This window comes from Bombella intestini (assembly GCF_002003665.1).
GTDB lineage: Bacteria > Pseudomonadota > Alphaproteobacteria > Acetobacterales > Acetobacteraceae > Bombella > Bombella intestini.
The window spans coordinates 1-22,804 of sequence record NZ_JATM01000004.1 but is presented as its reverse complement, the minus strand read 5'-3'; the positions used below and the strand labels follow the sequence as shown (position 1 = coordinate 22,804).

Here is a 22,804-nt window from a genome sequence, read left to right as displayed (position 1 = left end):
CGGGGAGGTGTTTACTCCCGCCGTAAGACTGCATCATTTAGAAATGAGCTGAAGCGTCCGGCTCTGTAAGCATTGCGGAGTGCCTCTTCGTCATATTCCTGTTTTACCCAGTCGAGGAATGGAAGACGCCCCTCTGCCGTTTTTTGGTAAAGCTGGAAAAAAGCATCCAGAATCCCTGTGCGGGACCGCCGGAAGTGCAGAAAACGCCAGTGCAGGTGGTTGAGGGCTTCTTCGGCTGTGCCGCCTTCGAATAGAATGACGAGCCCACTGGCTAGACCGGCTCTATCCGCCCCGGATTTGCAATGCAACAACAGGGGAAAGCGGGCTTCAGTATACAGCTGATGAAAGCGGAGAATGCGGTCTTTATGGGGTGCATTGCGGCTTTCGAAAGCCATGTCGAGATAGGGGAGACCCAGTTTCTGGCAGGCCTCACGTCCTAGGGCATCGGCCCCACATTGTCGGTGCCCACGGAGATTGATGACCATGACTAGCCCCAGAGTCCGACGCCAGCGGCGCAGACGGCCCGGTGTGGGGTGATTGCTGCGCCAGACACGTTTTGGCACGACAGGGGACAGATTCGTCCAGACCAGCCGGAAGATGGCATGATCGACAAAGAGGCCATCATACCACGCACGAAGCCTCTGTATGGGGGAGGAAAGGGTGCCTTTGAACATGCCCGTTCTTTTCACGGCTACGGGTCTTCGTCAATCGTACAGAAGTGCTATAGGGTGGAGGTCATGAGGCTGTCTTTTCCCCCTGTCCTGTTTGTTCGTCCGGTCTTCCGGGCTATGTCGGCCTGTGTGTTGGGCTGTGTCCTTCTGGCAGGTTGTGCGGCGGAAGAGGACGAGGATGCCCCCGTGCATCATTTGCCCAAAGCGGACATGAGAGAGGCCTACCCTAAAAAACCGTTCCGAGAGCTTCATCACCCCATGCCACCTTATTCAGGAGGAATGGTACCGATGGTGCAGTCCATTCAGCCAACACCAGATGAAATTTCAGGCCGTACCGTTCATACGCGGGAGGGAAGCAACGGTGGAGGGGATGATCTGCCTCATTTCCCGGCACAGACACATACCGAAGCCTCCTACGGTGCGCCTCCGACCCAGCAGAAATAAAGGGAAGAGCTATTTGGTAGGAGGCGAGCAACGGGAAAAGGTTTTAGTCTTCCAGTGTTGCGGCCTGCTCTGGCAGCATGACGGGAATACCATCATGCACAGGGAAGGCTAGTCCGGCCTGGGGGCTGATGATGCTGTTGCTGGCCGGGTCATAGCGGACAGGCCCTTTTGTGATGGGGCAGACAAGGCGGGCCAGAAGTTCGGGAGAAGGGGCTGTGTTGGTCATGATGGCCTTTTCATGCGGGCTGATGTGGTGGGAGCAAGCATAAAACGCTCGAAGGTGAGGGGCCAGCCTTATGTGAAGGCCCTTTCATCCTCTATGGGGCTTGCCAGCTAGCCTAGCGGGATAGTTCATCCAAGAGCAGGCTGGCCCGTTCCGTCAGGTCTGGGCATTCTAGAAGTTTCTGTTTCACATCGGCTGGGAATGGCAGGAGCATGGTCAGCATTGAAAGCAATGTGTCATCATCCAGTTTTTTCAGGTTGTCCCAGTTAATGGGAATAGCGTGGCGTTCGTTGTAATATTGGAGAACCGTGGCAAAGTCCTTGCGGTCGAGATTAAGGGACGGGCTCTCCAGAAGATCGTGAGAGAATGGCATCGTGTTGATGCGTCCTTCCCGCCAGCCTCGATCTGTCAGTTGGTCTTGTAACAAGCGGAACCGGCAAACTCCTGTAAGAGTGATGAAAAACTGCCCGCTTTCTTGCTCCATGAAGGAGGTAACACGCCCAAGGGTTCCGACTGATTCCAGCGGGGGATTCATGTCGCCGTAGCAGGCGGCCTCGGAGGGCTGGATGATGCCGATGAGGCGATGTTGGGTGAGGCAGTCTTCCAGAAGGGTCAGATAGCGGGGCTCGAAGATGGTCAGGGGCAGTTGCCCCTGTGGTAGAAGGATCGTCCCTGCCAGTGGTAGCAGCCCAATACGGGGCGGAAGGTCCGCCAGTGTCATGTCTGTTAAGGCCGGGATGCGGCGTCTGGTGTCAGAGGGCGCACCACGGGTGGCGTTGTGTGTATCAGGCATGGGATATGTCCTCCAGTAGGGCGGGCAGGGACCGCATCATGGATGAACCATTTCCCTGCATATGGTCGTTTTTTACGGCTGATTGGTTATGAGAAAAGTAAGGAGGACAGTTTGCGTCGGGCCGCCAATGTGGCGGGGTCTGTCATGCCCCAAGCTTCAAAGAATTTTAGGAGCTCGGCTTTCGCAGTTTGCCCGGTGGTGCTGTCCTTATCCTCGGCGATGATGCCTAGCAGTAGTTCGGCGGCATCTTCCCGCTGTCCTGTGCCGTTTAGGGCTTTGGCCAGCTCTGTTTTCAGTTCTGCATCATGCGGGGATTGATCCAGTTTCTGGCGGATATCATCAATCTTTTCCGCATGCTCCCGGCCCTCCTGATAGAGTTTCAGGCTACTTAGGGCACTGACAATGAGAGGATCGTTGTTGATGCCTTCCGGAATCTGGGAAGCAGCTTCTTCTGCGCCTTCTATGTCATCCATAGCGATCATGCAGCGGATCAGCCCGGCCCAACCGGCAGCATTTTCTGGCTCGCTTTCCAACACCCCAGCATAGAGGTTGATTGCCTCGGCCAGTTCTCCAGCATGCAATGCAGAATCGGCATTCTTGAGCTGCTCTGCAACGGGCATGGCTTGCCCGCTGTCTTTTAGAAGCTGCTCAATAAAGGATCTGATCTTATTTTCCGGCTGCACACCCTGGAAGAGGTCACGCACCTGCCCCTGCCAGAAGGCGACCACTGTGGGGGTTGCTTGTAGAGGTAATCCCATCTGAAGAAGCTGCGCTATCAGTGTCCGGTTGGCCGTTACATCCAGCCGTGTCAGCTTCACCCGCCCCTCTGTAGCGCGGACGGTTTTCTCCAGAATAGGGGTTAGCTGTTGGCATGTAGCTGAAGAGGGGGACCAGAACTCCACCAGTACTGGCACTGTCTTGCTGGCCTCGACAACGAGCTTCATGAAGCTGGACTGATCCACCTCCTGCGCAGGTGATGTCCTGTCGGGGGAGAAAAGAGTGTCTGTCATTGTTGGAGAACCTCTAGCGGCTGGAGAGTGAGAGGGCTGTGCGGTGTTGTATTACCGCTCCTCTAGTCAAGATTGTTTCGTTATCGGGCAGTGGCAAGGGGGCGGATGGAAAGAGCTGTAGAACCTTCAAAAAAGGAAAATAAAATGCAGAAGGGGGATTGCATCAAGGTCCACTTTGGGGCATAAGCCTCCCACCGACAGCGTGCGGGCGTAGCTCAGGGGTAGAGCACAACCTTGCCAAGGTTGGGGTCGAGGGTTCGAATCCCTTCGCCCGCTCCAGATTTCAAACTCTGGAGAGCTGCTGGTAAAAATGTGATGCGGGCGTAGCTCAGGGGTAGAGCACAACCTTGCCAAGGTTGGGGTCGAGGGTTCGAATCCCTTCGCCCGCTCCAGATTAACGGAAGAGCCACTTTGTCAGTTAAGACGGAGTGGTTTTTTTGTATCTGCTGTTTTCTATTCCGTGGAATGGATACAAAAAACGGGCAGTCCCCCTGTGAGGAACTGCCCGCTGTCTCGTTATGGAGACTTATTTCTTTGCTGCGGCAATAGCGGCTTCGATAACCTTGCCAGCCTCGGCCTTATCGCCCCAACCGGAGACTTTCACCCACTTGTTGGGTTCGAGGTCCTTGTAACGCTCGAAGAAGTGAGCAATGGCCTTCAGTGTGATTTCAGGCAGCTGGTTGAGAGAGTCGATTTTGCTGAACTGTGGATGAATCTTGTCGTGCGGCACGCAGATCAGCTTTTCATCCTGTCCGCTCTCGTCTTCCATCTTCAGCACGCCAATCGGGCGGGAACGGATGACACTGCCGGGGAGGACATCAGCCGGTGTTAGTACCAGAGCATCCACCGGGTCACCATCGGCGGCCAGCGTGTTGGGGATGAAGCCATAAGCAGCCGGATAGGCCATAGGTGTGAAGAGGAAACGGTCCACAAAAACGGCACCGCTGTCTTTGTCCACTTCGTACTTGACCTGAGAACCCTGCGGAATCTCAATTACGACATTGATGTCATTCGGCACGTCCTTGCCGGAAGAAATCTTGGTAACATCCATCGTCTGTTCCATCCGTGTCTATGATGATGTGATGGGCGTATTCATAATGGATAGACCCTGTTTTGTATATGTGTATCGCTTTACTGCCCGCCCCGCTGGGCGGGCCATTAGCTGGGGGTGCCATAAAGAAAGAGATAATATTTGCCCGAGACATCGTAGTTTTTGCTCTATAGGGCTTGAAAAAAAATTGCGTATGAGCGATGTGGCGGAATGTCTGTGCGCCTGTAGCTCAATTGGTTAGAGCTGGCCGCTCATAACGGCTAGGTTGCGGGTTCGAGTCCTGCCGGGCGCAGGTGACGCCTCCACAGTGTGGAGCAGCCTGTTTTTTTGGGAAACGCCCCGGGCGAGAGGGGGCATAGCCCTGCTTCCTGCCTTTTCGTTCGTGTGTTTTAGAGGGAGACCGTTCCATGGCCGCCTATCAGTATGTCTATGTCATGAAGGACGTCACTAAGTCCTATCCGGGCGGCCGTGAGGTGTTCAAGGGGATTACGCTTTCCTTCCTGCCGGGGGTGAAGATCGGTATCCTCGGCGTGAACGGTGCGGGTAAATCCACCCTGCTGAAGATCATGGCCGGGATCGAGAAAGAATTCGGTGGTGAAGCTTGGGCTGCCGAAGGCATCCGCATCGGTTACCTGGAGCAGGAACCGCAGTTGGACCCGAACCTAACGGTTGGCGAAAACGCTGCCCTAGGCTTTGGTGCGCTGAAGAAAGCCGTAGAGCGTTTTAATGAAATCTCCATGAAGTTCGCAGAACCCATGTCCGATGAGGAGATGAACGATCTCCTTGCCGAGCAGGCCGAGCTTCAGGAAAAGATTGATGCGGAAGATGGCTGGGAGCTTGACCGTCATCTGGAGATCGCTTTGGATGCGCTGCGCTGCCCGCCGGCAGATAGCCCGGTAGACAAGCTCTCCGGTGGTGAGAAGCGTCGTGTGGCCCTGTGCCGCCTGCTTCTGGAGAAGCCCGACATTCTGCTGCTCGATGAGCCGACCAACCATCTGGATGCCGAGAGCGTAGCTTGGCTCGAAAAGACCCTGCGTGAGTACAAGGGCACCGTGATGGTCATTACCCATGACCGTTACTTCCTCGACAATGTCACCAACTGGATTCTTGAGATCGAGCGTGGCCGTGGCTATCCGTTCGAGGGCAATTACTCTTCTTGGCTGGAGCAGAAGCGCAAGCGTCTGGAACAGGAGGAGAAAGAAGAAAGCTCCCGCCAGCGTGCCTTGGCCGCTGAACAGCAGTGGATTGCCAGCTCTCCTAAGGCCCGTCAGGCGAAGAGCAAGGCCCGTATCACGCGCTATGAGGAAATGCTGGCTGCCGGGCAGGAAGCTGCCGGAGGCACGGCAGAAATCGTTATCACACCCGGCCCCCGTCTGGGCCAGACAGTCATCGAGGCTGAGAATCTCTGCAAAGGCTTTGGTGACCGTCAGCTGATTGATAATCTCAACTTCAAGCTGCCGCCGGGTGGTATCGTAGGGGTTATCGGGCCGAATGGTGCCGGTAAGTCCACGCTCTTCAAAATGATCACTGGGCAGGAGCAGCCGGATTCTGGCTCTCTGAAGATTGGTGATACGGTCAAGCTGGGCTATGTCGACCAGTCCCGTAACGATTTGGATGACAGCAAGACCGTTTGGGAGGAAATCTCCGGCGGAACGGATGTCATCCATCTGGGTAAGCGGTCGGTGCCGTCCCGTGCCTATGTCGGGGCTTTCAACTTCAAGGGGCCGGATCAGCAGAAGCGTCTGGGCGTTCTTTCCGGTGGTGAACGTAACCGCGTGCATCTGGCCAAGATGCTTAAGGAAGACAATAACGTCCTGCTGCTTGACGAACCGACAAACGATCTGGATGTCGATACGCTTCGTGCGCTGGAGGATGCTCTGGAATCTTTCGCAGGCTGCGCCGTGGTCATCAGCCATGACCGTTGGTTCCTTGACCGTCTGGCCACGCATATCCTCGCCTTTGAAGGGGATAGCCATGTGGAATGGTTTGAGGGTAACTTCCAGCAGTATGAGGAAGATAAACGCCGCCGTCTGGGGCCTGACTCGACAGAGCCGAGCCGGATTCGTTATCGTCCCATCGCTCGCTAATCGCCTTTCGGGCGGCATGTTGTGCTAGGCAATGAGCTGCGGACAGCCCGCCTTGTCCTCCGTCCGGTCAACTGGCCGGATATGGAGGATATGGCAAGGCTGAAAGCGGATGTTGGAGCGTTCGGGGTCATGCTGGGTGGTGTGCGCACCCGTGCAAAGGCCGAGGCCGAAATGGCCGAAGATGTGGCTTTTTGGGCCGAGCGTGGCATCGGTATTTTTTCCATTCTCGAGCAGGGGCGTTTTGTCGGCATGACCGGCGTGCATGATCGCCCTGATGGCCGAGGCATCGGCTTGCGTTTTGCTCTGTTTCCGTGGGCAGCGGGACGAGGCATTGCCCGTGAGGCTGCCAGTACGGCCCTCAATTTTGTGTTAGATGCTGGGGTGGAGCGTGTCGTGGCTGTGGCCCGTCAGGATAATTGTCCCTCCCGTATTGTGCTGGGTAGTATCGGCATGAGCCTGCTTGACCAGTTCGAACGGGACGGGCACATCATGCTCTTGTATGAAAAGAGACGGGCGCTGTTCCAATGGTGAGCGGCCCCGCCCCGCTCAAGGGGGCAGGCAACAGGGAAGCCGGGACGATGGCAACGCATATATTCATTGATGGTGAAGCAGGAACAACGGGGCTGGGGATTCGCCGCCGTATCGAGGCTGTGGCAGACCGTCATGATCTCCGCTTGTTGAGCATCGATCCGAGTCAGCGGAAAGACCCGCAGGCTCGCCGAGACCTCATGGCTCAGGCGGATATCACCGTGTTGTGCCTGCCAGATGATGCCGCTCGTGAGGCAGTAGCTCTGGGGCAGGATACGGGGACACGGTTTCTTGATGCTAGCACGGCCCATCGGGTTAATCCGGACTGGGTCTATGGCCTACCAGAATTGGACGCTACCCAGCCGGAACGGATTAGGAAGGCCCGATTCGTCAGTAATCCCGGTTGTTATGCAACGGGTGCGATTGCCTTGCTGCGTCCTCTCGTTCAGGCAGGGTTGTTGCCGGTGGATGCGCATGTGGCCATCAATGCCGTATCTGGCTATAGCGGCGGCGGCCGTACGATGATTGAACAGCAGGAACAAGCAGGAGGCCCTGCCTTTTTCCTCTATGGGCTGAACCTTCAGCACAAGCATCTGCCGGAGATGACGCAATATAGCGGTCTAACACGCAATCCGCTGTTTGTGCCGTCTGTTGGTCATTTCCCGCAGGGGATGATTGTGTCCATTCCGCTGCATCTGGTTTCATTGCCCGGTGTGCCGATGATTGAGGATGTTACGGCGGTACTCAAAGCCTTTTACAAGGATGCTAAGACCATTCGTGTCATGGAGTCTGAGCCGAAACTTGTCGCTGAGACTATGGCTGGCCGTGATGATATGGAGCTGCGTGTCAGTGGCCATAGCGGGCAGGCCCTTTTGACAGCTTGTCTGGATAACCTCGGCAAGGGGGCATCTGGGGCGGCCATGCGTAACATTCTGTTGATGAGCGGGCAGGATATTGCATGATATGTGAGAGAGGCTAATTTTTTTCTGGCCTCTCTCTGGCTCTTTGTTCTCAGATATTTTATAAGCAGAGCGCTTTCTGCATTTTGAAGGTGCAGACACAATGGGCGAGAGTGGCGGAACTGGTAGACGCAGTCGGCTCAAAATCGACCGCCGCAAGGCATAGGGGTTCGAGTCCCCTCTTTCGCACCATTTTCTTTTCAGCAGGCCTTGTGGATATCAGGGGTAGTGGTTCGGCCGATGGCCGGCTGGCTTGACCCCTCCTGATGCCTGTGACACCTAAGAAAAAAGTTAAGTGTTTTACCGTAAGGCGCTGCATGGGTTTTCCATGCACCGGCTACCCTTTGTATGGTCGGGTCGTGACCATGTGGCGTCTGCGGTTTTTGAATTATGGATGACCTGCCAATCATGACCGCAGCCAAGCCTTCGCATCGTCCTCAGCGACCCTATTTTTCATCCGGGCCTTGTGTCAAACGCCCGGGCTGGACACCGGAGGTGCTGAAAGGGGCCTTCCTAGGGCGGTCCCATCGTGCTGCAGAAGGGCGGGCACGGCTTAATGAAGTCATTACCCGGTCTATCGCTCTGCTAGGTGTGCCAGAAGATTGGCAAGTCGGTATCGTTCCCGCCTCCGATACAGGGGCCGTGGAGATGATTCTCTGGGCATTGGCAGGCCAACGGGGTATGGATGTCCTCTCTTTTGAGAGTTTTTCCGGTACATGGGCGCAGGATCTGAAAGATATCCTGAAGTTGGAAGACTTGCGGGTACTGGAGGCTCCCTATGGTGAGCTGCCCGATATGGCGCAGATTGATTGGTCCCGTGATGTGGTGCTGACATGGAATGGCACAACTTCGGGTGTTTGCATCCCCTCCGTGGAGAGTGTGCCAGCGCAGCATGATGGTCTCGTGATCTGCGATGCCACATCTGCTGCTTTTGCAATGGACCTGCCTTGGGACCGGTTGGATGTTGTTACATGGTCATGGCAGAAGGCTCTGGGTGGGGAGGCAGCGCACGGCATGGTGGCCCTCAGCCCGAAGGCTGTGAAACGCTTGGAGGAGGGAAGCCAGCGTCCTCTCCCGAAGATTTTCCGGCTGACAAATAAGAAGGGCCTGAACGAAGCCATCTTCCGGGGTGATACCATCAACACACCCTCCATGCTGTGTGTGGAGGATGCGCTGGATAGTCTGCGCTGGGCCGAGTCTGTTGGGGGGCTGGAAGCCCTTAAAGCACGCTCCCGCCGGAATCTATCCATCGTGGAAAATTGGGTCGCCAAACGTGACTGGGTGGCTTTTCTCAGTGAGGCGAAAGAGACACGGTCCTGCACTTCCATTTGTTTGAAAATTACAGCACCGTGGTTCGAGGCGTTGGATGATGCCGCACGGTCCAAGGTTATCAAGGCCATGACGGGCCTGCTGGAGGAAGAAAAGGCCGGGTATGATCTTGCGGGGTATCGTGATGCTCCAGCAGGTTTGCGTATCTGGGGTGGTGCCACGGTGGAGGCCGAAGATATCGAGGCTCTGCTGCCTTGGCTGGATTGGGCCTTTGCCCGTACTGAAGAAAAGTTTGCGACGCCATGATTAACGGCCCCGAGACATCCAGCCCCGCCCTGCTGCCCATGGGATTTGTAGACCTGCTCCCGGCTGAGGCCGAGGCCGAGGCCCGAGGCCTTGCCGAGGTGATGGAGGTCTTCTCATGTCATGGATATGAGCGTGTTCGGCCTCCTCTGTTGGAGTTTGAAGGCTCTCTGCTGAGCGGTGCCGGTGAGGCTCTAGCAGACCAGAGTTTCCGCCTTTTAGACCCTGCCTCTCACCGTATGATGGCTCTGCGGCCGGATATGACGACCCAGATTGCCCGTATTGCTGCTGTGCGGATGCAGGACTGTCCCCGCCCGTTGCGTCTCTCCTATGCGGGGGATTGCGTGGTGATTGGTACGCCCGGTCGTGAGGGGCAGAGGCAGATAGCGCAGGCTGGTATCGAGCTTATCGGCCCGGATAAGGCCGAGGCGGATGCAGAGGTGATCGCTCTGGGGGCAGAGGCTCTTGCCCGCTTGGGCATTGCCAATGTGTCTTTTGACCTCTCCATGCCGGTGATGGTTTGGAGCCTGATTGACGGTAGTTTCTCCGGTATTGAGCGGGAGAGCATCATTCATGCGCTAGACCGGCGTGATGCCGCCGCCGTGCGGGAATATGGTGGCGCATGGGCGGAGCTGCTGTTGGGCATGATGGAAGCGGTTGGTCCGGCTGCTAGTGCTTTGGAAAAACTGGAGAAGCTAGATTTTCCTGCCATGCTCAAGCCACATGTGGCCCGTTTGAGGGCTGATGTGGCCGCTATTTTGGCCCGCCTGCCGGGTGCTCGCCTGACGGTGGACCCGGTGGATTTCCGGGGGTGGCGGTATCATACAGGCGTATGCGTGACAGTCTTTGCCATGCACTCCCGGGAGGAGCTGGGGAGAGGTGGCCGCTATCTAGCAGGTGACGAGCCTGCCTGCGGGTTGACGCTTAATCCGCAGGCGTTTCTGCGGGTCGCTGCGAAGCCAAAACGGCGGAAACGGTGCCTCGTTCCATCTGTGATGGTGCAGAAAGACTTGTCCAGTCTGCATGAGGCAGGCTATGCCACGATCGCATCGCTTGGGCTATCAGGCGAAATGGAGCAGGAGGCGCATCATTTACGGTGTAGCCATATCTGGAAAGATGGAAAGCCCGTTGCGCTGGCACGTTGAGGTGCTGGCAGGGCCCGCCATTGTGAGACGTTAGGGGAAGACATTCTTATGGCCAATGTTACCGTAATCGGAACCCAGTGGGGCGATGAGGGTAAAGGCAAGATTGTGGACTGGCTCGCCAGCCGGGCCGATATCGTTGTCCGCTTTCAAGGGGGGCATAATGCCGGCCATACGCTGGTCGTGAATGACCAGGTCTATAAACTTTCTCTGCTTCCCTCCGGTCTGGTCGGTGGGAAAATAGGTGTCATCGGCAATGGTGTGGTGGTAGACCCCAAGGCCCTGATGAGCGAGATTGATCGTGTGACCGAGCAGGGGCTTGTCGTCACACCGGAAACGCTCTGGATCGCCGAGACAGCCCCGCTTATCCTGCCGGTGCATGGTGCGCTGGATCGTGCACGGGAGCTTGCCCGTGGTAACCACAAGATCGGCACGACAGGCCGTGGCATTGGTCCGGCTTATGAGGATAAGGTGGCCCGCCGTGCTATCCGAATCTGCGATCTTTCCGAGCCTGAAACGCTGGACTGGAAGATTGACGAGCTGCTGCTTCATCACAACACGCTTCTGGCTGGTTTGGGAGCAGAGACCTTCACCAAGGAAGAGATTCTGGCCTTCTTGAAGGAAATCACACCCCGCCTTCTGCCCTATGCCTGCTGTGCATGGGACCGTCTGGCCGAAGCTGATCGTGCAGGCAAGCGCATCCTTTTTGAAGGCGCGCAGGCTGTCATGCTGGATGTAGACCACGGGACTTATCCGTTCGTGACCAGCTCCAACACGGTAGCGGCTATTGCGGCATCTGGTAGTGGCATGAGCCCGAAATCGGTTGGATTCGTGCTGGGCATTGCTAAAGCCTATACGACTCGTGTTGGTGAAGGTCCGTTCCCCTCCGAATTGTTTGATGACGTTGGGCAGGGTATGGCCGAGCGTGGGCGTGAGTTCGGTACCGTAACGGGTCGTCCCCGCCGCTGTGGTTGGTTCGATGCTGCTATGGTCCGCCGGGCTGTGCGGGTCGGTGGTGTCAGCGGTGTGGCTCTGACGAAGCTGGATATTTTGGATGGCATGAAGGAAGTGTCCATCTGTGTTGGTTACGAGCTGGATGGACAGAAGATTGATAACTTCCCGTCCGCACCGGGGGCACAGGCCCGTGTGAAGCCGATTCTGGAGACTATGCCGGGTTGGAATGAGACCACTGGTGGGGCTCGTTCTTGGGCAGAGCTACCAGCTCAGGCCATTAAATATGTTCGCCGGATTGAGGAACTGATCGGTACACCTGTGACGCTGCTTTCTACCAGCCCGGAGCGTGAGGATACTATCCTCGTGACGGATCCTTTCGAGGGTTGATCAGTATTTATTAATTATTACTTAAAGGTCAGCCGTATAGGCTGGCCTTTTTTTTGATATTGACCATTTTAATATCCTCCCGATTTGAGTAATTGTTCTCTCTCAGTTCGTTTTTTAAAGGATAAGGGTCATTTCTGTGAGAAAAATACTGTTTGCAGGGGCTGTAGCTTCTGTTTTCGTGCTGGCTGGCTGCACCTCTTCGGGGAACACGTCCATCAAGAATGAGACATCAACCACGGTTGACCAGAAGATTCAGGACGGGATTACGACCAAGGATCAGGTCAGAACGATGTATGGCGATCCGTTATCAATTAATTTCACGGATAGTGGCCATGAGGTCTGGAAATATCTTTTCTCGAAGTCTCGTGCCAATGGCACAAACTTCATCCCCTATTATTCGGCATTTTCCAGTGGGACACATGGTCAGGCAAAAACATTGCTCATAATCTATGATGATCATGGGCGTGTGTGGCACCATTCCTTCACGGCTTCTGATATGTCCGCTCATAGCGGGGTCTCGAACTGAGAGTTATCAGTTTGCAGCTCATGTAAAAAAGGGAGTGTCCAGTTTCTGGACACTCCCTTTTTTGTCTGATGCCCTATTGAGGACAGCCTGACCTGCTGTTCAGGCCCTGTTGTCAGGGAATAGCCTGTCCAGCAGTTTCTTCAAAACCTTTCCGACGACGACTGTCATAACGGTCTCGACAGCGAATCTCAAAAGCACTCTGAACATGAAGAAAGCCTCCTTCTAGGCGGGTGTCCACTTGATTTCCGTGGGCGGGGACAGGCTACTCTGCTTTGGTATCGCCGACCAGCCCACGGGCATAATCTTCGGCAGAGAAAGGCCGCAAATCTTCAGCCTGTTCGCCAACGCCGACAAGATGGACAGGGAGCTTGAACTGTTCGGCCAGAGCCACCACGATTCCGCCACGGGCAGAGCCATCCAGCTTGGTTACGACTAGCCCACTGACATTCACGAGGTCACGGAAGACCCGCACCTGCTCAATGGCATTTTGCCCGGTTGTGGCATCCAGCACCAGTAAGACGCTATGCGGGGCCGAAGGGTCAAATTTCTGCATCACACGGATGATTTTGGCCAGCTCGTCCATCAGAGCTTGCCGGTTATGCAGACGGCCCGCCGTATCCACGAGGAGAAGATCGGCTTTTTCTTCTGTGGCTCGTTTCAGCCCATCATAGGCCAGTCCGGCGGCATCTCCGCCCGGCTTGCCGGCAATGACGGGGGAGCCGGTGCGCTCGCCCCAGATTTGGAGCTGTTCGACCGCCGCCGCACGGAAGGTATCACCTGCCACCATCATCACGGACTTGCCCTGCTGGTGGTATTGATGGGCGATCTTCCCGATGGTTGTGGTCTTACCGACACCATTGACACCTACCACAAGCACGACATGGGGTTTTTTGCTGCTATCCAGCTCGAAAGGCTGGGCTACAGGTTCTAGAACACGGGAAATTTCTGTGGCCAGTGTTTGGCGGATTTCCTCTGGAGTGATGTTCTCCCCGAAGCTTTTCTCTCGGAACTGTTCGATGATCCGTCCGGCCACAGCGGGGCCGAGATCAGCAGCGATCAGCTCGTCTTCGAGTTCTTCCAGCGTTTCATCATCAAGTTGCCGTTTGACAAACACCGCATTAAGGCGTGCGCTTGAACGGGACAGACCCTTTTTGAGTCGAGAAAAAAATCCAGCCATGATTGTCGAATTGGTGCGAGAAGGGGGGAGCCGTCAAGCCCTGTTCAGGGGATTTCTGCCATAAGCATGCCGTCTTTTAGCCCGGTGATGCGGATGCGCTCCAGCCGTCCCCGGTGGGATGGTTGGGCTTGCTGAAGGGTGAAGGCAGCAAACTCCGGGGTGTGGCCGGTTGTTGGGCTTTCCATGAGGACGGTCTTTTCCTGCCCGATAAAGCGGTGCAGGAAGTGGTCCCGCATGGTCTGGCCGAGGGCTCGCAATCTGGCAGCACGCTCCTGCCTTATGGCTTTTGGCATGGCGGGCATCCGGGCCGCCGGTGTTCCGGGCCGTTCGCTGTAGGGAAAGACATGGAGGAACGGGATGGCCTGTTCTTCCAGAAAATCATGCGTTTCCTGAAAGAGTGCATCCGTCTCGGTGGGGAAACCGGCAATCACATCGGCACCGAAGCCGGTATCAGGCCGCAGGCGGCGGACTTGTGCAATCAACCCGGCAACATCTGTCGTGCTGTGGCGGCGTTTCATGCGTTTGAGGATGAGGTCTGACCCTGCCTGAAGGGAGAGGTGCAGATGCGGCATGAAGCGGGGTTCATCAGCAATTAGATCCCATAGGGCTTTGTCACCCGTATCGGGTGTTAGGATCATGGGGTCGATGGAGGAGAGGCGCAGGCGGGCAATCTCCGGCACTTCATTCAGCAGATGGCGGCAGAGTTGTCCCAGCCCCATATCCTCTTGCTGCCATGAGGCAATATCAACGCCTGTGAGTACGATCTCGCAATGGCCTGCTTCCGTTAGGGCACGGGCTTTTGGAATAATTTCCTTTGGAGACATGGAGGTGGACTGCCCCCGCCCTGCTGGAATGACGCAGAACGTGCAGTCATTATCACAGCCCTGCTGAACCTGAAGCAGAGCCCGGATATAGCGGGAGGGAGGCGGTGTACGGCCTGCCTTCTCGGGCAGTCCCCATGTGGAAGGGCGTGTCTTCTCCGTATTAGGGATCACCCGGCTGACACCCGGCAGGGCGGCCCATGCTTCTGCTGCTCGTTCGGAGGCGCAGCCTGTCACGATGATGCGGGCTGTTGGGTTTTCCCGATGCGCACGGCGAATCGTCTGACGTGCCTGCCGCTCGGCCTCTGCCGTGACCGTGCAGGTATTGACGATGATAGTGTCTCCGTCCTGCGTTTGGCCCTGACGGGCCAGATGTTCCATCGCATCGCTCTCATGAGCATTCAGGCGGCAGCCGAAGGTGAGGAGGGTGACGCTCATGGTGTGGCAGTCTGCTCCTGCGCCAGCCAGCTTTCATCCAGCGTACCGGTGAAGACAGTTTGGGTCGGGCCTGTCATCAGGACGGAACCATCATCTTTCCATGTGATGGTGAGGGAGCCACACTCCATTGTGACACGGCATGTCCGCTCCACGAGGCCCCGCCGTGCCGCATTGACGACTGCCGCACAGGCACCGGAACCGCAGGCGAGTGTCAGCCCTGCTCCCCGTTCCCAGACCCGCAGGCGGATGTGGGTAGGGGACAGAATTTCTGCAAAGCCGATATTGGCCCGTTCTGGGAAGAGGGGATCGGTTTCTAGTTCAGGCCCTAGTAGGGCGGCATCCTCAATAGAGCGGAACAGCGTTAGATGTGGATTGCCCATGGAGCAGGCAGCTCCATCGTGTAGGGGGAGATGGGCTGTATCGCAGTTATGGGCGAGAGGGATGGCCTGCCAATCTAAATGGGGCTTCCCCATAAGTACGGAGACCAGCCCGTTTTCTTGAGAGGTAGGGAGTAGGCCGTTCTGTGTCTGGAGGGTTGGGTTGCCACCTAGGAGGGCTGCAACGCAGCGAGAGGCATTGCCACAAGCCCCAGCTTCCGACCCATCTGGGTTAAAAAAGCGGACCAGTACGTCTGCGCCATCCCGTGTTGGTGTGGAAAGTGTCACGAGTTGGTCGCAGCCGATGCCTGTACGGCGGTCGCAGAGGCGGCTGATTAGCGTGGCGGAGGAGAGGGAGAGCGGTGTTGTCCTGCCATCCAGAATGATGAAATCATTCCCCAGACCATGCATTTTTGTAAAGGAAACGCCCATGATGCCCCTCTAAGACGTGATGAAATCGCCTCCTTCTATAATGTTGCGTTGCCGGGGTAAAATGAAGCCTTCCTGTTGCCGGGATGTTTTTCCCTGTATGTCAGGCATTGTTCAGGATTCTCGCTGCCCTATATTAAGGGCCGATAGTAAGGAATAAGCCGGAAAGGGGAAGGCGTGCAGGGCCTACACGAAAAAGCATTCACACAGGCATCTTCAGAGCCGGATGAGGCTTTCTGGGCCCAGCAGGAGCTGGATTCCCTGATGGATATGGGGGGGCGTACAGCCATTACTGCCCTTTATCGTACTGCTCTGCCCGTAGGTGGGTGTACGTTGGACCTGATGTGCGGGGCGATGAGCCATCTGCCAGAGGATGCTACTTTTCAGGAATTTATTGGGCTGGATATTAATAAGGCGGCCCTTAAGGCTAATAAGGCTCTGAGCCGTGCTGTGGAGCAGGACCTCAATAAAACGCCTCTCTTGCCGTTTGATGAGGCGAGCTTCGATGGGGCTCTTCTGTGCGATGGGTTGGCCTATTTGACAAAGCCGCAGCAGGTTATTGAGGACTTGTTCCGTGTTTTGCGGCCCGGTGCGCCGTTGATCATCAGTTTTTCCGACAGATTCGTACCGGCCAAGGCCGTGGCTATCTGGCAGGCTCTGGAGCCGGAAGACCGGGTCCGGTTTACCAGTGCCCTCATGCAACGGGCCGGTTTTACGGAGCTAGATACCGGTGAGGTTGTCCCGCCGGAGGATCTTACCGCATGGCAGGATACGGTTCGGGCTGTCATTGGCCGCCGTCCTGTGGCAGTCTGAGAGACAACCCAGCTTTTTAATCTGGTGGTGGATCGTCTCTGGCCTTGGAGGGCATAAAGGGGTATTCACCGCTTTTCTGGCTGCCACAATCTGGTTCGTGGCAGCATGTGTATGACCGAGTGTTCGTTGACGATGCCTTTTCCCGATACCCATCCCGCCCTAACTCGTGCTCTAGCAGCACGTGGCTATGAACAGCCGACTCCCGTGCAGGAGGCGGTGTTGGAGCCGGGGTTGGAAGGACGTGATCTGCTCGTCTCCGCACAGACGGGCTCCGGTAAGACTGTTGCTTTTGGTCTCGCTTTTGCGTCAGACCTTCTGGGTGAAGGGGACAAGATGGCCCCGACCCGTGCTCCTCTGGCACTGGTGATTGCCCCGACCCGTGAACTTGCCATGCAGGTTCAGACAGAGCTTTCGTGGCTCTATGCCGAGACTGGTGCTCGTATTGCCAGCTGTATTGGTGGGACCGATGCCCGCCGTGAGGCCCGCTCCCTGGAGCGTGGTGCCCATATTGTCGTGGGTACGCCGGGCCGCCTGTGTGATCATCTCTCCCGTGGTAAGCTGGACCTAACAGACCTGCGTGCCGTTGTGCTGGATGAAGCCGATGAGATGCTGGATATGGGCTTCCGTGAGGAGCTGGAACAGCTGCTGGATGCCTCCCCGAAGGAACGCCGCACCCTGCTGTTTTCCGCTACTATTGCTCGGGAAATTGCTTCTCTGGCACGGCGTTATCAGAAAGATGCCAAGCGGATTGATACGGTCTCCGGCCAGAAGCAGCACGCCGATATTACCCATCGCTGCGTGGTAACAGCCCCACAGGAAGTGGAACGGTCCCTCGTTAACGTACTGCGTTATTATGAGAGCCAGACGGCGATGGTGTTCTGTAACACCCGCCTGTTGGTGAATCAGGTTCAGGCCGCTTTGCTGGAGCGAGGCTTCGCCTCTGTCGCCATTTCCGGCGAGATGGGCCAGAATGAGCGTTCCCGTGCTATCGAGAGCCTGCGCTCCGGTGCGGCCCGTGTCTGCGTGGCAACAGATGTGGCTGCTCGTGGTATTGATGTTCCGGCTCTTGGCTTGGTTGTTCATGCCAGTGTGCCGTCTTCCTCTGATACGTTCTTGCATCGCTCTGGCCGTACGGGCCGTGCAGGGCGCAAGGGGGTGAGCGTGCTGATGGTGCCGTTTAACCAGCGGCGCAAGGCGGAACGTGTTCTGGCACAGGCCCGTGTGAAGGCCGAGTGGGAGCCAGTACCGACCGCTGAAGCTATTGCTGAGCAGGATGCACAGCGTCTTCTAGAAGATCCGATTCTGACCGGTGAAACCTCTGTTGCTGTGCCAGAAGAGATTGTGGCCAAGCTGACAGAGCGTTTTGATGCTACGCAGTTGGCCTGTGCGCTGGTTGGGTTCCATAAAGCGCATTTGCCTCGTGTGGAAGATATCCGCCCTGTATCTGTTGAGCCGCCCGCCCGTGGTGCCGCTCGCGAAGGGGGGCGTGGGTATGAGATGTCTGGCTCATGGTTCCGCCTTGGGGTGGGACGCAGCGAGAAGGCTGATCCCAAATGGCTAATTCCGCTCATCTGCCGTCTTGGTGGGGTGCAGAAGCGTGACATCGGTAATATTTGCATCCAGCAGGATGATACGCTCTTCCAGATTTCTGATGAAAAGCTGGCCCGCTTTAATTCCTGCCGTGCTGGGGCGGAGCAGGATGAAGTGACTATTGAGCCAGCCGAGGCACCCGCTGGTGGTGGTGGCCCCCGTCGTGGTCGTGGTGGCCCGCCGGGTGGACGACGCTTCGGTGCGCCGAAAGGGCGTTTTGGTGGCCCCGGTGGCGGTGGACGCCGGGAAGGTCGTGATGGCCGAGAGGGTGGGCGTGGCCCATCATCCTTTAAACGTCGTTCCGGTCCGGCCCGTAGCGGCGAGAAATCCACTCGCCGCCGTTGAACCAGAGAAGGAGGGGGTTTACCCCTCCTTTTTTGTAACAGCTAACCCGCCTGATGCCTGACAGACAGGCATGATTTCCAGATGATTCACGTTCATATGGGCAGGCAGGCCGATCAGCCACGAGACCGTTTCTGAAATATCAGCCGGCATGAGCGGTGTGGTGTTTTCATAGACAGCCTGCGCCTTGGCATCATCACGCAACCGCACGTTGCTGAATTCACTACCGCCCACGAGGCCGGGTTCAATGGTTGTGACACGCAGGGGGGTGCCGAGTAGGTCCGTCCGCAGATTTTTCATGAATTGGGCGACAAAGGCTTTTGTGGCCCCATAGACGTTCCCACCCCGATAAGCGTAATGACCCGCTGTGCTGCCAATGGAGAGGACATAACCACGGTTCCGCTCAATCATGCCGGGGAGTAGGGCATGGGTAATTTCCACGAGGCCGGAAATGTTGGTGTCGATCATAGTCTCCCAGTCATCCACACTGGAATCCTGAGCAGGGGTTACCCCTAATGCTAACCCAGCATTGTTGATGAGCACATCAATATGACGCCAGTCTTCCGGCAGGCTTTGGGGTAAAGCTCGCAAAGCGGCACGGTCGTTCATATCTAACGTAAGGGGAAGGAGGCGGTCGCCAAGCTCCTTATGGAGGTTGGCCAGTCGTTCACTCCGGCGGCCTGTGGCGATGACACGGTGCCCCTCTCGGACCAGCCGGACGGCGATGCTTCTACCAAAGCCGGATGTAGCCCCTGTAACAAGGATGGTTTGCGGCTGCGTCATTGTGGCAACTCCGTGTATGAGGAATGAAAAACAGAACTGTCTTCTGTTATGCTGAACCTGAGTTCTGTTTGTAAGAGGTGTTCATGCCGATTCTTGAGCCAATCGAGACATTGACGGGTCGTCTGCTGGTCGCAACCCCTGTCCTCACGGGGACGGAATTCGCCCAGACGGTCATCTATCTCTGCTCTTATTCTGCAGAGGATGGAGCGATGGGGGTGATTGTTAATCGTCGGCTGACGCACCCAGATGTGAGCGAGCTTCTGCGTCATTTGGATGTATCCCCTAATCCGCCGAAGCGTCTTTTTGGTGTGGGTGTTGGTGGGCCAGTGGAGCCAGGCCGGGGGTTTGTTCTTCACTCGCCAGAGGAGGGAGGTCTTGGGCGTGGCCGGGTTGGTAACCGTCTGACTGTCCTGCCCGGGGAGCCGCCCGTGGCGGAGGTTAGTGCCAGTATTGATATGATTAAGGAGCTGGCCGCAGGGCGGGGACCACGGCAGGCTATGCTGCTGCTTGGCCATGCCTCATGGGCTGCGGGGCAGCTCGAAGAAGAAATACTGCATGGTAATGCGTGGTATGTCGTCCCGGCGGATGAGGGTATTGTCTTCGGGGGAGACCCTTCTACAAAATGGCAGCGTGCTTTGGAGAGTGTAGGGCTAGAGCCTTCTTCTCTTACAGCTGCAGTAGGTGAGGCATAATCTTTCTGCGGGGCTGCTCTTCTATTGCCTGTCTTCTTGTTTCGTCTCAGACTTCATTTGTCTGAAAGGTTCTGAAATCTCCTTGCAGACTGGTGTTTTTGCGTATGTTTTCAGAAACACCCTCTTGAAACCGGTGTGATCGTGCCTAAATTTTAGGCACGGTCTGTCGCTATATCGGGGCAGGCTGAATATTCATCGCTGCCAGAGTTGGGGCGAGAAGGAGAGACGAACATCATGGATATTCAGAAATTCACAGAGCGTAGTCAGGGCTTTATTCAGGCTGCCCAGACCATCGCATTACGTGACTATCATCAGCAGTTGACGCCGGAGCATCTGCTTAAGGCCCTGTTGGATGATGAGCAGGGAGCGGCCACGGGGCTGATTCGTGCTGCAGGGGGCGACCCGAAAAATGTTCGGCAAGCTAATGATGCAGCATTGGCTAAACTGCCAGCCGTGCAGGGGAGTGGGGCTTCCCAGCCGCAGCCGACACCGGATTTCGTACGGGTGCTGGACGGTGCGGAGGCCGCTGCCAAAGCTGCTGGTGACAGTTTTGTCGCGCAGGATCGTCTATTGGCAGGGATTGCCGCTAGCAAGACTCCTGCCGGTGAGGCTTTGCGCCAAGGTGGGGCTTCTGCTCAGGCTCTTGAGAAGGCGATTGCGATCGTCCGCAAGGGGCGGACTGTAGATTCGGCCTCGGCAGAGAACAATTTCGATGCGCTGAAGAAATATGCCCGTGACGTGACGGCTCAAGCGCAGGAAGGTAAGCTGGACCCGGTCATTGGGCGTGATGAAGAAATCCGCCGGGCCATTCAGGTTCTGGCACGCCGCAGCAAGAATAATCCGGTTTTGATTGGTGAGCCTGGTGTCGGTAAGACTGCCATTGTGGAAGGTCTGGCTCTGCGTATCGTCAATGGTGATGTGCCAGAGGCTTTGCGTAACAAGAAGCTGCTTTCTCTCGACATGGGCGCATTGATCGCCGGTGCGAAATATCAGGGTGAGTTTGAGGAACGTCTGAAGGCCGTTCTTAAGGAGATTGAGAGTGCCGAGGGGCAGATCATTCTCTTTATTGATGAGATGCATACGCTCGTTGGGGCGGGTCGTTCTAGCGGGGCGATGGATGCGTCCAACCTCATCAAGCCGGAACTGGCCCGTGGTGTGCTGCACTGCCTTGGTGCCACGACTTTGGATGAGTACCGCAAATATATTGAGAAAGATGCCGCTCTGGCCCGTCGTTTCCAGCCGGTCTTCGTGGGTGAGCCTTCTGTTGCGGATACGATTTCTATCCTGCGTGGGATTAAGGAGAAGTATGAGCTGCATCATGGGGTGCGGATCACCGATAATGCACTGGTTTCTGCGGCAACTCTGTCTAACCGGTACATTACGGACCGTTTCCTGCCGGACAAGGCCATCGACCTGATTGATGAGGCAGCCAGCCGCCTGCGTATGCAGATCGACAGTAAGCCAGAGGCTCTGGACGAGCTGGATCGCCGTATCATTCAGCTGAAAATTGAGCGTGAAGCTATCCGTAAGGAAGATGACACGGCTTCCCGTGAGCGTTTGGAGGCTCTGGAGGCTGAATTGGCTGATCTTCAGGAGAAGTCTGACGCCATGAGTGCGGCGTGGCATGCGGAGAAAGACCGCATGAATGCCGTGCAGAAATACAAGGAGGAGCTGGACCAGGCTCGGTCTGAGGTTGAGGTAGCGCAGCGTCAGGGGAATCTCCAGCGGGCATCCGAGCTGATGTATAGTCGTATTCCGGAGCTGGAACGCCAGATTGAGCAGGCTCAGCAGGAAGAGGCCCAGTCTGACGGCAATTCGTTGTTTGCTGATACTGTGACGGATCAGGGAATCGCTGCCGTTGTGTCTCGTTGGACCGGTGTGCCGGTGGACCGGATGTTAGAGGGTGAGCGTTCCAAGCTGATGCGGATGGAGTCTGTCCTGCGGGAGCGTGTCGTGGGGCAGGAAGCGGCTTTGGTGGCTGTCTCCAATGCTGTGCGCCGTGCTCGTGCTGGGTTGCAGGACCCTAATCGCCCGATTGGTTCTTTCCTGTTCCTTGGTCCGACCGGTGTGGGTAAGACGGAGCTTGCCAAGACGCTGGCGCAGTTCCTCTTTGATGATGAACGCGCCTTGCTGCGGATCGACATGAGCGAATTCATGGAGAAACATTCTGTTTCTCGTCTGATCGGCGCACCTCCTGGTTATGTCGGTTATGACGAAGGCGGTGTGTTGACCGAAGCCGTGCGGCGTCGCCCTTATCAGGTCATCCTTTTTGATGAGGTGGAGAAGGCACATGAGGATGTCTTCAACATTCTGCTTCAGGTGCTGGATGATGGCCGTCTAACCGATGGGCAGGGTCGTGTGGTGGACTTCCGCAATACGATCATTGTGCTGACCAGCAATCTTGGTTCTGAGATTCTGGCACATCAGAAGGATGGTGAATCAACCGACTCCGTGCGGGATGATGTGATGGAAGTTGTCCGGGCGCATTTCCGGCCGGAGTTCTTGAATCGTCTGGATGAGATCATTCTCTTCTCCCGTCTCCAGCGGGCAGATATGGGACAGATTGTGGAGATCCAGCTGGGTCGTCTGCGGCATTTGCTGGCGGATCGTAAGATCACCTTGTCTTTGGATGAAAAGGCACGGGAATGGATGGCCGATGCTGGGTATGATCCGGTTTATGGTGCCCGTCCTCTTAAGAGGGTGATCCAGCGTGCATTACAGAACCCGCTGGCTGGTCTCTTGTTGGAGGGTACCATTCATGATGGGGACGAGATCACGGTCTCTGCTAACGATCAGGGGCTGCTCATAAATGGACAGTCCACTGTTGAGAACTGAGTGAATCGGTAAGGAGCCGGCCCTCTGAAAAGGGGGCCGGTTTTTTTATGTCTAGGATTGGCCCGATTCTTATTTTTGGGAATCGCTTTATGTGATTCGTTTGAGTGTTTAGTTTTTTAATAAATGGCTGTTTTCTGTGGTTTTTGAAGTTTTTATGAAG

General features: G+C 56.3%; 21 protein-coding genes and 4 tRNA genes. 16 read left to right on the top strand and 9 right to left on the bottom strand.

What is annotated here, in order from left to right:
- Positions 1-11 precede the first annotated feature (11 nt).
- Positions 12-674 carry a fused DSP-PTPase phosphatase/NAD kinase-like protein gene (locus AL01_RS06625; protein ID WP_077396695.1) on the bottom strand — a complete coding sequence of 221 codons (663 nt, stop codon included), beginning with the start codon at positions 672-674 and terminating at the stop codon, positions 12-14.
- A 63-nt stretch (positions 675-737) separates the two neighbouring features.
- Here AL01_RS06625 and AL01_RS06620 point away from each other — a divergent pair, with 63 nt between their 5' ends.
- Positions 738-1,115 carry a hypothetical protein gene (locus AL01_RS06620; RefSeq protein ID WP_077396694.1) on the top strand — a complete coding sequence of 126 codons (378 nt, stop codon included), beginning with the start codon at positions 738-740 and terminating at the stop codon, positions 1,113-1,115.
- Between the two features lie 43 nt (positions 1,116-1,158).
- Here AL01_RS06620 and AL01_RS06615 read toward each other — a convergent pair whose 3' ends face one another.
- The 3 genes from AL01_RS06615 to AL01_RS06605 form a co-directional block, all read right to left on the bottom strand.
- Positions 1,159-1,341 (bottom strand): Trm112 family protein, encoded by a 183-nt coding sequence (locus tag AL01_RS06615; RefSeq protein ID WP_077396693.1) that lies wholly within the window; start codon positions 1,339-1,341, stop codon positions 1,159-1,161.
- A 112-nt stretch (positions 1,342-1,453) separates the two neighbouring features.
- Positions 1,454-2,131 carry an LON peptidase substrate-binding domain-containing protein gene (locus tag AL01_RS06610; RefSeq protein ID WP_077396692.1) on the bottom strand — a complete coding sequence of 226 codons (678 nt, stop codon included), beginning with the start codon at positions 2,129-2,131 and terminating at the stop codon, positions 1,454-1,456.
- 86 nt (positions 2,132-2,217) lie between these two features.
- Positions 2,218-3,141 (bottom strand): tetratricopeptide repeat protein, encoded by a 924-nt coding sequence (locus AL01_RS06605; protein ID WP_077396691.1) that lies wholly within the window; start codon positions 3,139-3,141, stop codon positions 2,218-2,220.
- A 204-nt stretch (positions 3,142-3,345) separates the two neighbouring features.
- Between AL01_RS06605 and AL01_RS06600 the strand changes: the two genes are divergently transcribed.
- Both AL01_RS06600 and AL01_RS06595 read left to right on the top strand, forming a co-directional pair.
- Positions 3,346-3,420 (top strand) — tRNA-Gly (locus AL01_RS06600).
- Positions 3,421-3,458: 38 nt separating this feature from the next.
- Positions 3,459-3,533, top strand: a tRNA-Gly gene (locus tag AL01_RS06595).
- Between the two features lie 134 nt (positions 3,534-3,667).
- Here AL01_RS06595 and ppa read toward each other — a convergent pair.
- Positions 3,668-4,192, bottom strand: a complete 525-nt coding sequence (gene ppa / locus AL01_RS06590; RefSeq protein ID WP_077396959.1) for an inorganic diphosphatase — start codon at positions 4,190-4,192, stop codon at positions 3,668-3,670.
- Positions 4,193-4,410: 218 nt separating this feature from the next.
- Between ppa and AL01_RS06585 the strand changes: the two genes are divergently transcribed.
- From AL01_RS06585 to bamE, 9 genes are all read left to right on the top strand, one after another.
- Positions 4,411-4,484 (top strand) — tRNA-Ile (locus AL01_RS06585).
- A 115-nt stretch (positions 4,485-4,599) separates the two neighbouring features.
- Positions 4,600-6,279 carry an energy-dependent translational throttle protein EttA gene (gene ettA / locus AL01_RS06580; protein ID WP_077396690.1) on the top strand — a complete coding sequence of 560 codons (1,680 nt, stop codon included), beginning with the start codon at positions 4,600-4,602 and terminating at the stop codon, positions 6,277-6,279.
- A gap of 21 nt (positions 6,280-6,300) precedes the next feature.
- On the top strand, positions 6,301-6,810 hold the full coding sequence (locus tag AL01_RS06575; protein WP_077396689.1) for a GNAT family N-acetyltransferase: 510 nt from the start codon (positions 6,301-6,303) through the stop codon (positions 6,808-6,810).
- Between the two features lie 47 nt (positions 6,811-6,857).
- The gene (gene argC / locus AL01_RS06570; RefSeq protein ID WP_077396958.1) at positions 6,858-7,769 is read left to right on the top strand and encodes an N-acetyl-gamma-glutamyl-phosphate reductase; all 912 of its coding nucleotides are present in this window, start codon (positions 6,858-6,860) and stop codon (positions 7,767-7,769) included.
- Positions 7,770-7,873: 104 nt separating this feature from the next.
- Positions 7,874-7,958: transfer RNA gene (locus tag AL01_RS06565), tRNA-Leu, on the top strand.
- 216 nt (positions 7,959-8,174) lie between these two features.
- Positions 8,175-9,341, top strand: coding sequence for a phosphoserine transaminase (locus tag AL01_RS06560; RefSeq protein ID WP_077396957.1), 1,167 nt, complete (start codon positions 8,175-8,177; stop codon positions 9,339-9,341).
- Complete coding sequence (locus AL01_RS06555; protein ID WP_077396688.1) at positions 9,338-10,483, top strand: ATP phosphoribosyltransferase regulatory subunit; 1,146 nt, start codon at positions 9,338-9,340, stop codon at positions 10,481-10,483. Before AL01_RS06560 ends, AL01_RS06555 begins: the two co-directional genes overlap by 4 nt.
- Before the next feature lie 48 nt (positions 10,484-10,531).
- A complete protein-coding gene (locus AL01_RS06550) occupies positions 10,532-11,821 on the top strand; it encodes an adenylosuccinate synthase (protein ID WP_077396687.1) in 1,290 nt (429 codons plus the stop codon).
- Positions 11,822-11,957: 136 nt separating this feature from the next.
- On the top strand, positions 11,958-12,347 hold the full coding sequence (bamE, locus tag AL01_RS06545; RefSeq protein ID WP_077396686.1) for an outer membrane protein assembly factor BamE domain-containing protein: 390 nt from the start codon (positions 11,958-11,960) through the stop codon (positions 12,345-12,347).
- Positions 12,348-12,609: 262 nt separating this feature from the next.
- On the opposite strand, the gene ftsY is transcribed toward bamE, so the two are convergent.
- The 3 genes from ftsY to dapF are packed head-to-tail and all read right to left on the bottom strand — an operon-like array spanning position 12,610 to position 15,592.
- A complete protein-coding gene (ftsY, locus tag AL01_RS06540) occupies positions 12,610-13,524 on the bottom strand; it encodes a signal recognition particle-docking protein FtsY (RefSeq protein ID WP_077396685.1) in 915 nt (304 codons plus the stop codon).
- Between the two features lie 44 nt (positions 13,525-13,568).
- Positions 13,569-14,783 (bottom strand): MiaB/RimO family radical SAM methylthiotransferase, encoded by a 1,215-nt coding sequence (locus tag AL01_RS06535; RefSeq protein ID WP_077396684.1) that lies wholly within the window; start codon positions 14,781-14,783, stop codon positions 13,569-13,571.
- Positions 14,780-15,592 carry a diaminopimelate epimerase gene (gene dapF / locus AL01_RS06530; RefSeq protein WP_077396683.1) on the bottom strand — a complete coding sequence of 271 codons (813 nt, stop codon included), beginning with the start codon at positions 15,590-15,592 and terminating at the stop codon, positions 14,780-14,782. The genes AL01_RS06535 and dapF overlap by 4 nt, the downstream gene beginning before the upstream one ends.
- A gap of 174 nt (positions 15,593-15,766) precedes the next feature.
- Here dapF and AL01_RS06525 point away from each other — a divergent pair, with 174 nt between their 5' ends.
- Together AL01_RS06525 and AL01_RS06520 are read left to right on the top strand one after the other, a co-directional pair.
- The gene (locus tag AL01_RS06525; RefSeq protein ID WP_241502747.1) at positions 15,767-16,402 is read left to right on the top strand and encodes a class I SAM-dependent methyltransferase; all 636 of its coding nucleotides are present in this window, start codon (positions 15,767-15,769) and stop codon (positions 16,400-16,402) included.
- A gap of 132 nt (positions 16,403-16,534) precedes the next feature.
- Positions 16,535-18,337 (top strand): DEAD/DEAH box helicase, encoded by a 1,803-nt coding sequence (locus AL01_RS06520; protein ID WP_077396681.1) that lies wholly within the window; start codon positions 16,535-16,537, stop codon positions 18,335-18,337.
- Positions 18,338-18,355: 18 nt separating this feature from the next.
- Here the strand turns inward: AL01_RS06520 and AL01_RS06515 are convergent, their stop codons facing one another.
- Positions 18,356-19,117 carry an SDR family NAD(P)-dependent oxidoreductase gene (locus AL01_RS06515; RefSeq protein WP_077396680.1) on the bottom strand — a complete coding sequence of 254 codons (762 nt, stop codon included), beginning with the start codon at positions 19,115-19,117 and terminating at the stop codon, positions 18,356-18,358.
- Between the two features lie 83 nt (positions 19,118-19,200).
- Here AL01_RS06515 and AL01_RS06510 point away from each other — a divergent pair, with 83 nt between their 5' ends.
- Together AL01_RS06510 and clpB are read left to right on the top strand one after the other, a co-directional pair.
- Complete coding sequence (locus AL01_RS06510) at positions 19,201-19,809, top strand: YqgE/AlgH family protein (RefSeq protein ID WP_077396679.1); 609 nt, start codon at positions 19,201-19,203, stop codon at positions 19,807-19,809.
- A gap of 234 nt (positions 19,810-20,043) precedes the next feature.
- On the top strand, positions 20,044-22,644 hold the full coding sequence (gene clpB / locus AL01_RS06505; protein WP_077396678.1) for an ATP-dependent chaperone ClpB: 2,601 nt from the start codon (positions 20,044-20,046) through the stop codon (positions 22,642-22,644).
- The last annotated feature ends 160 nt before the right edge of the window (positions 22,645-22,804 follow it).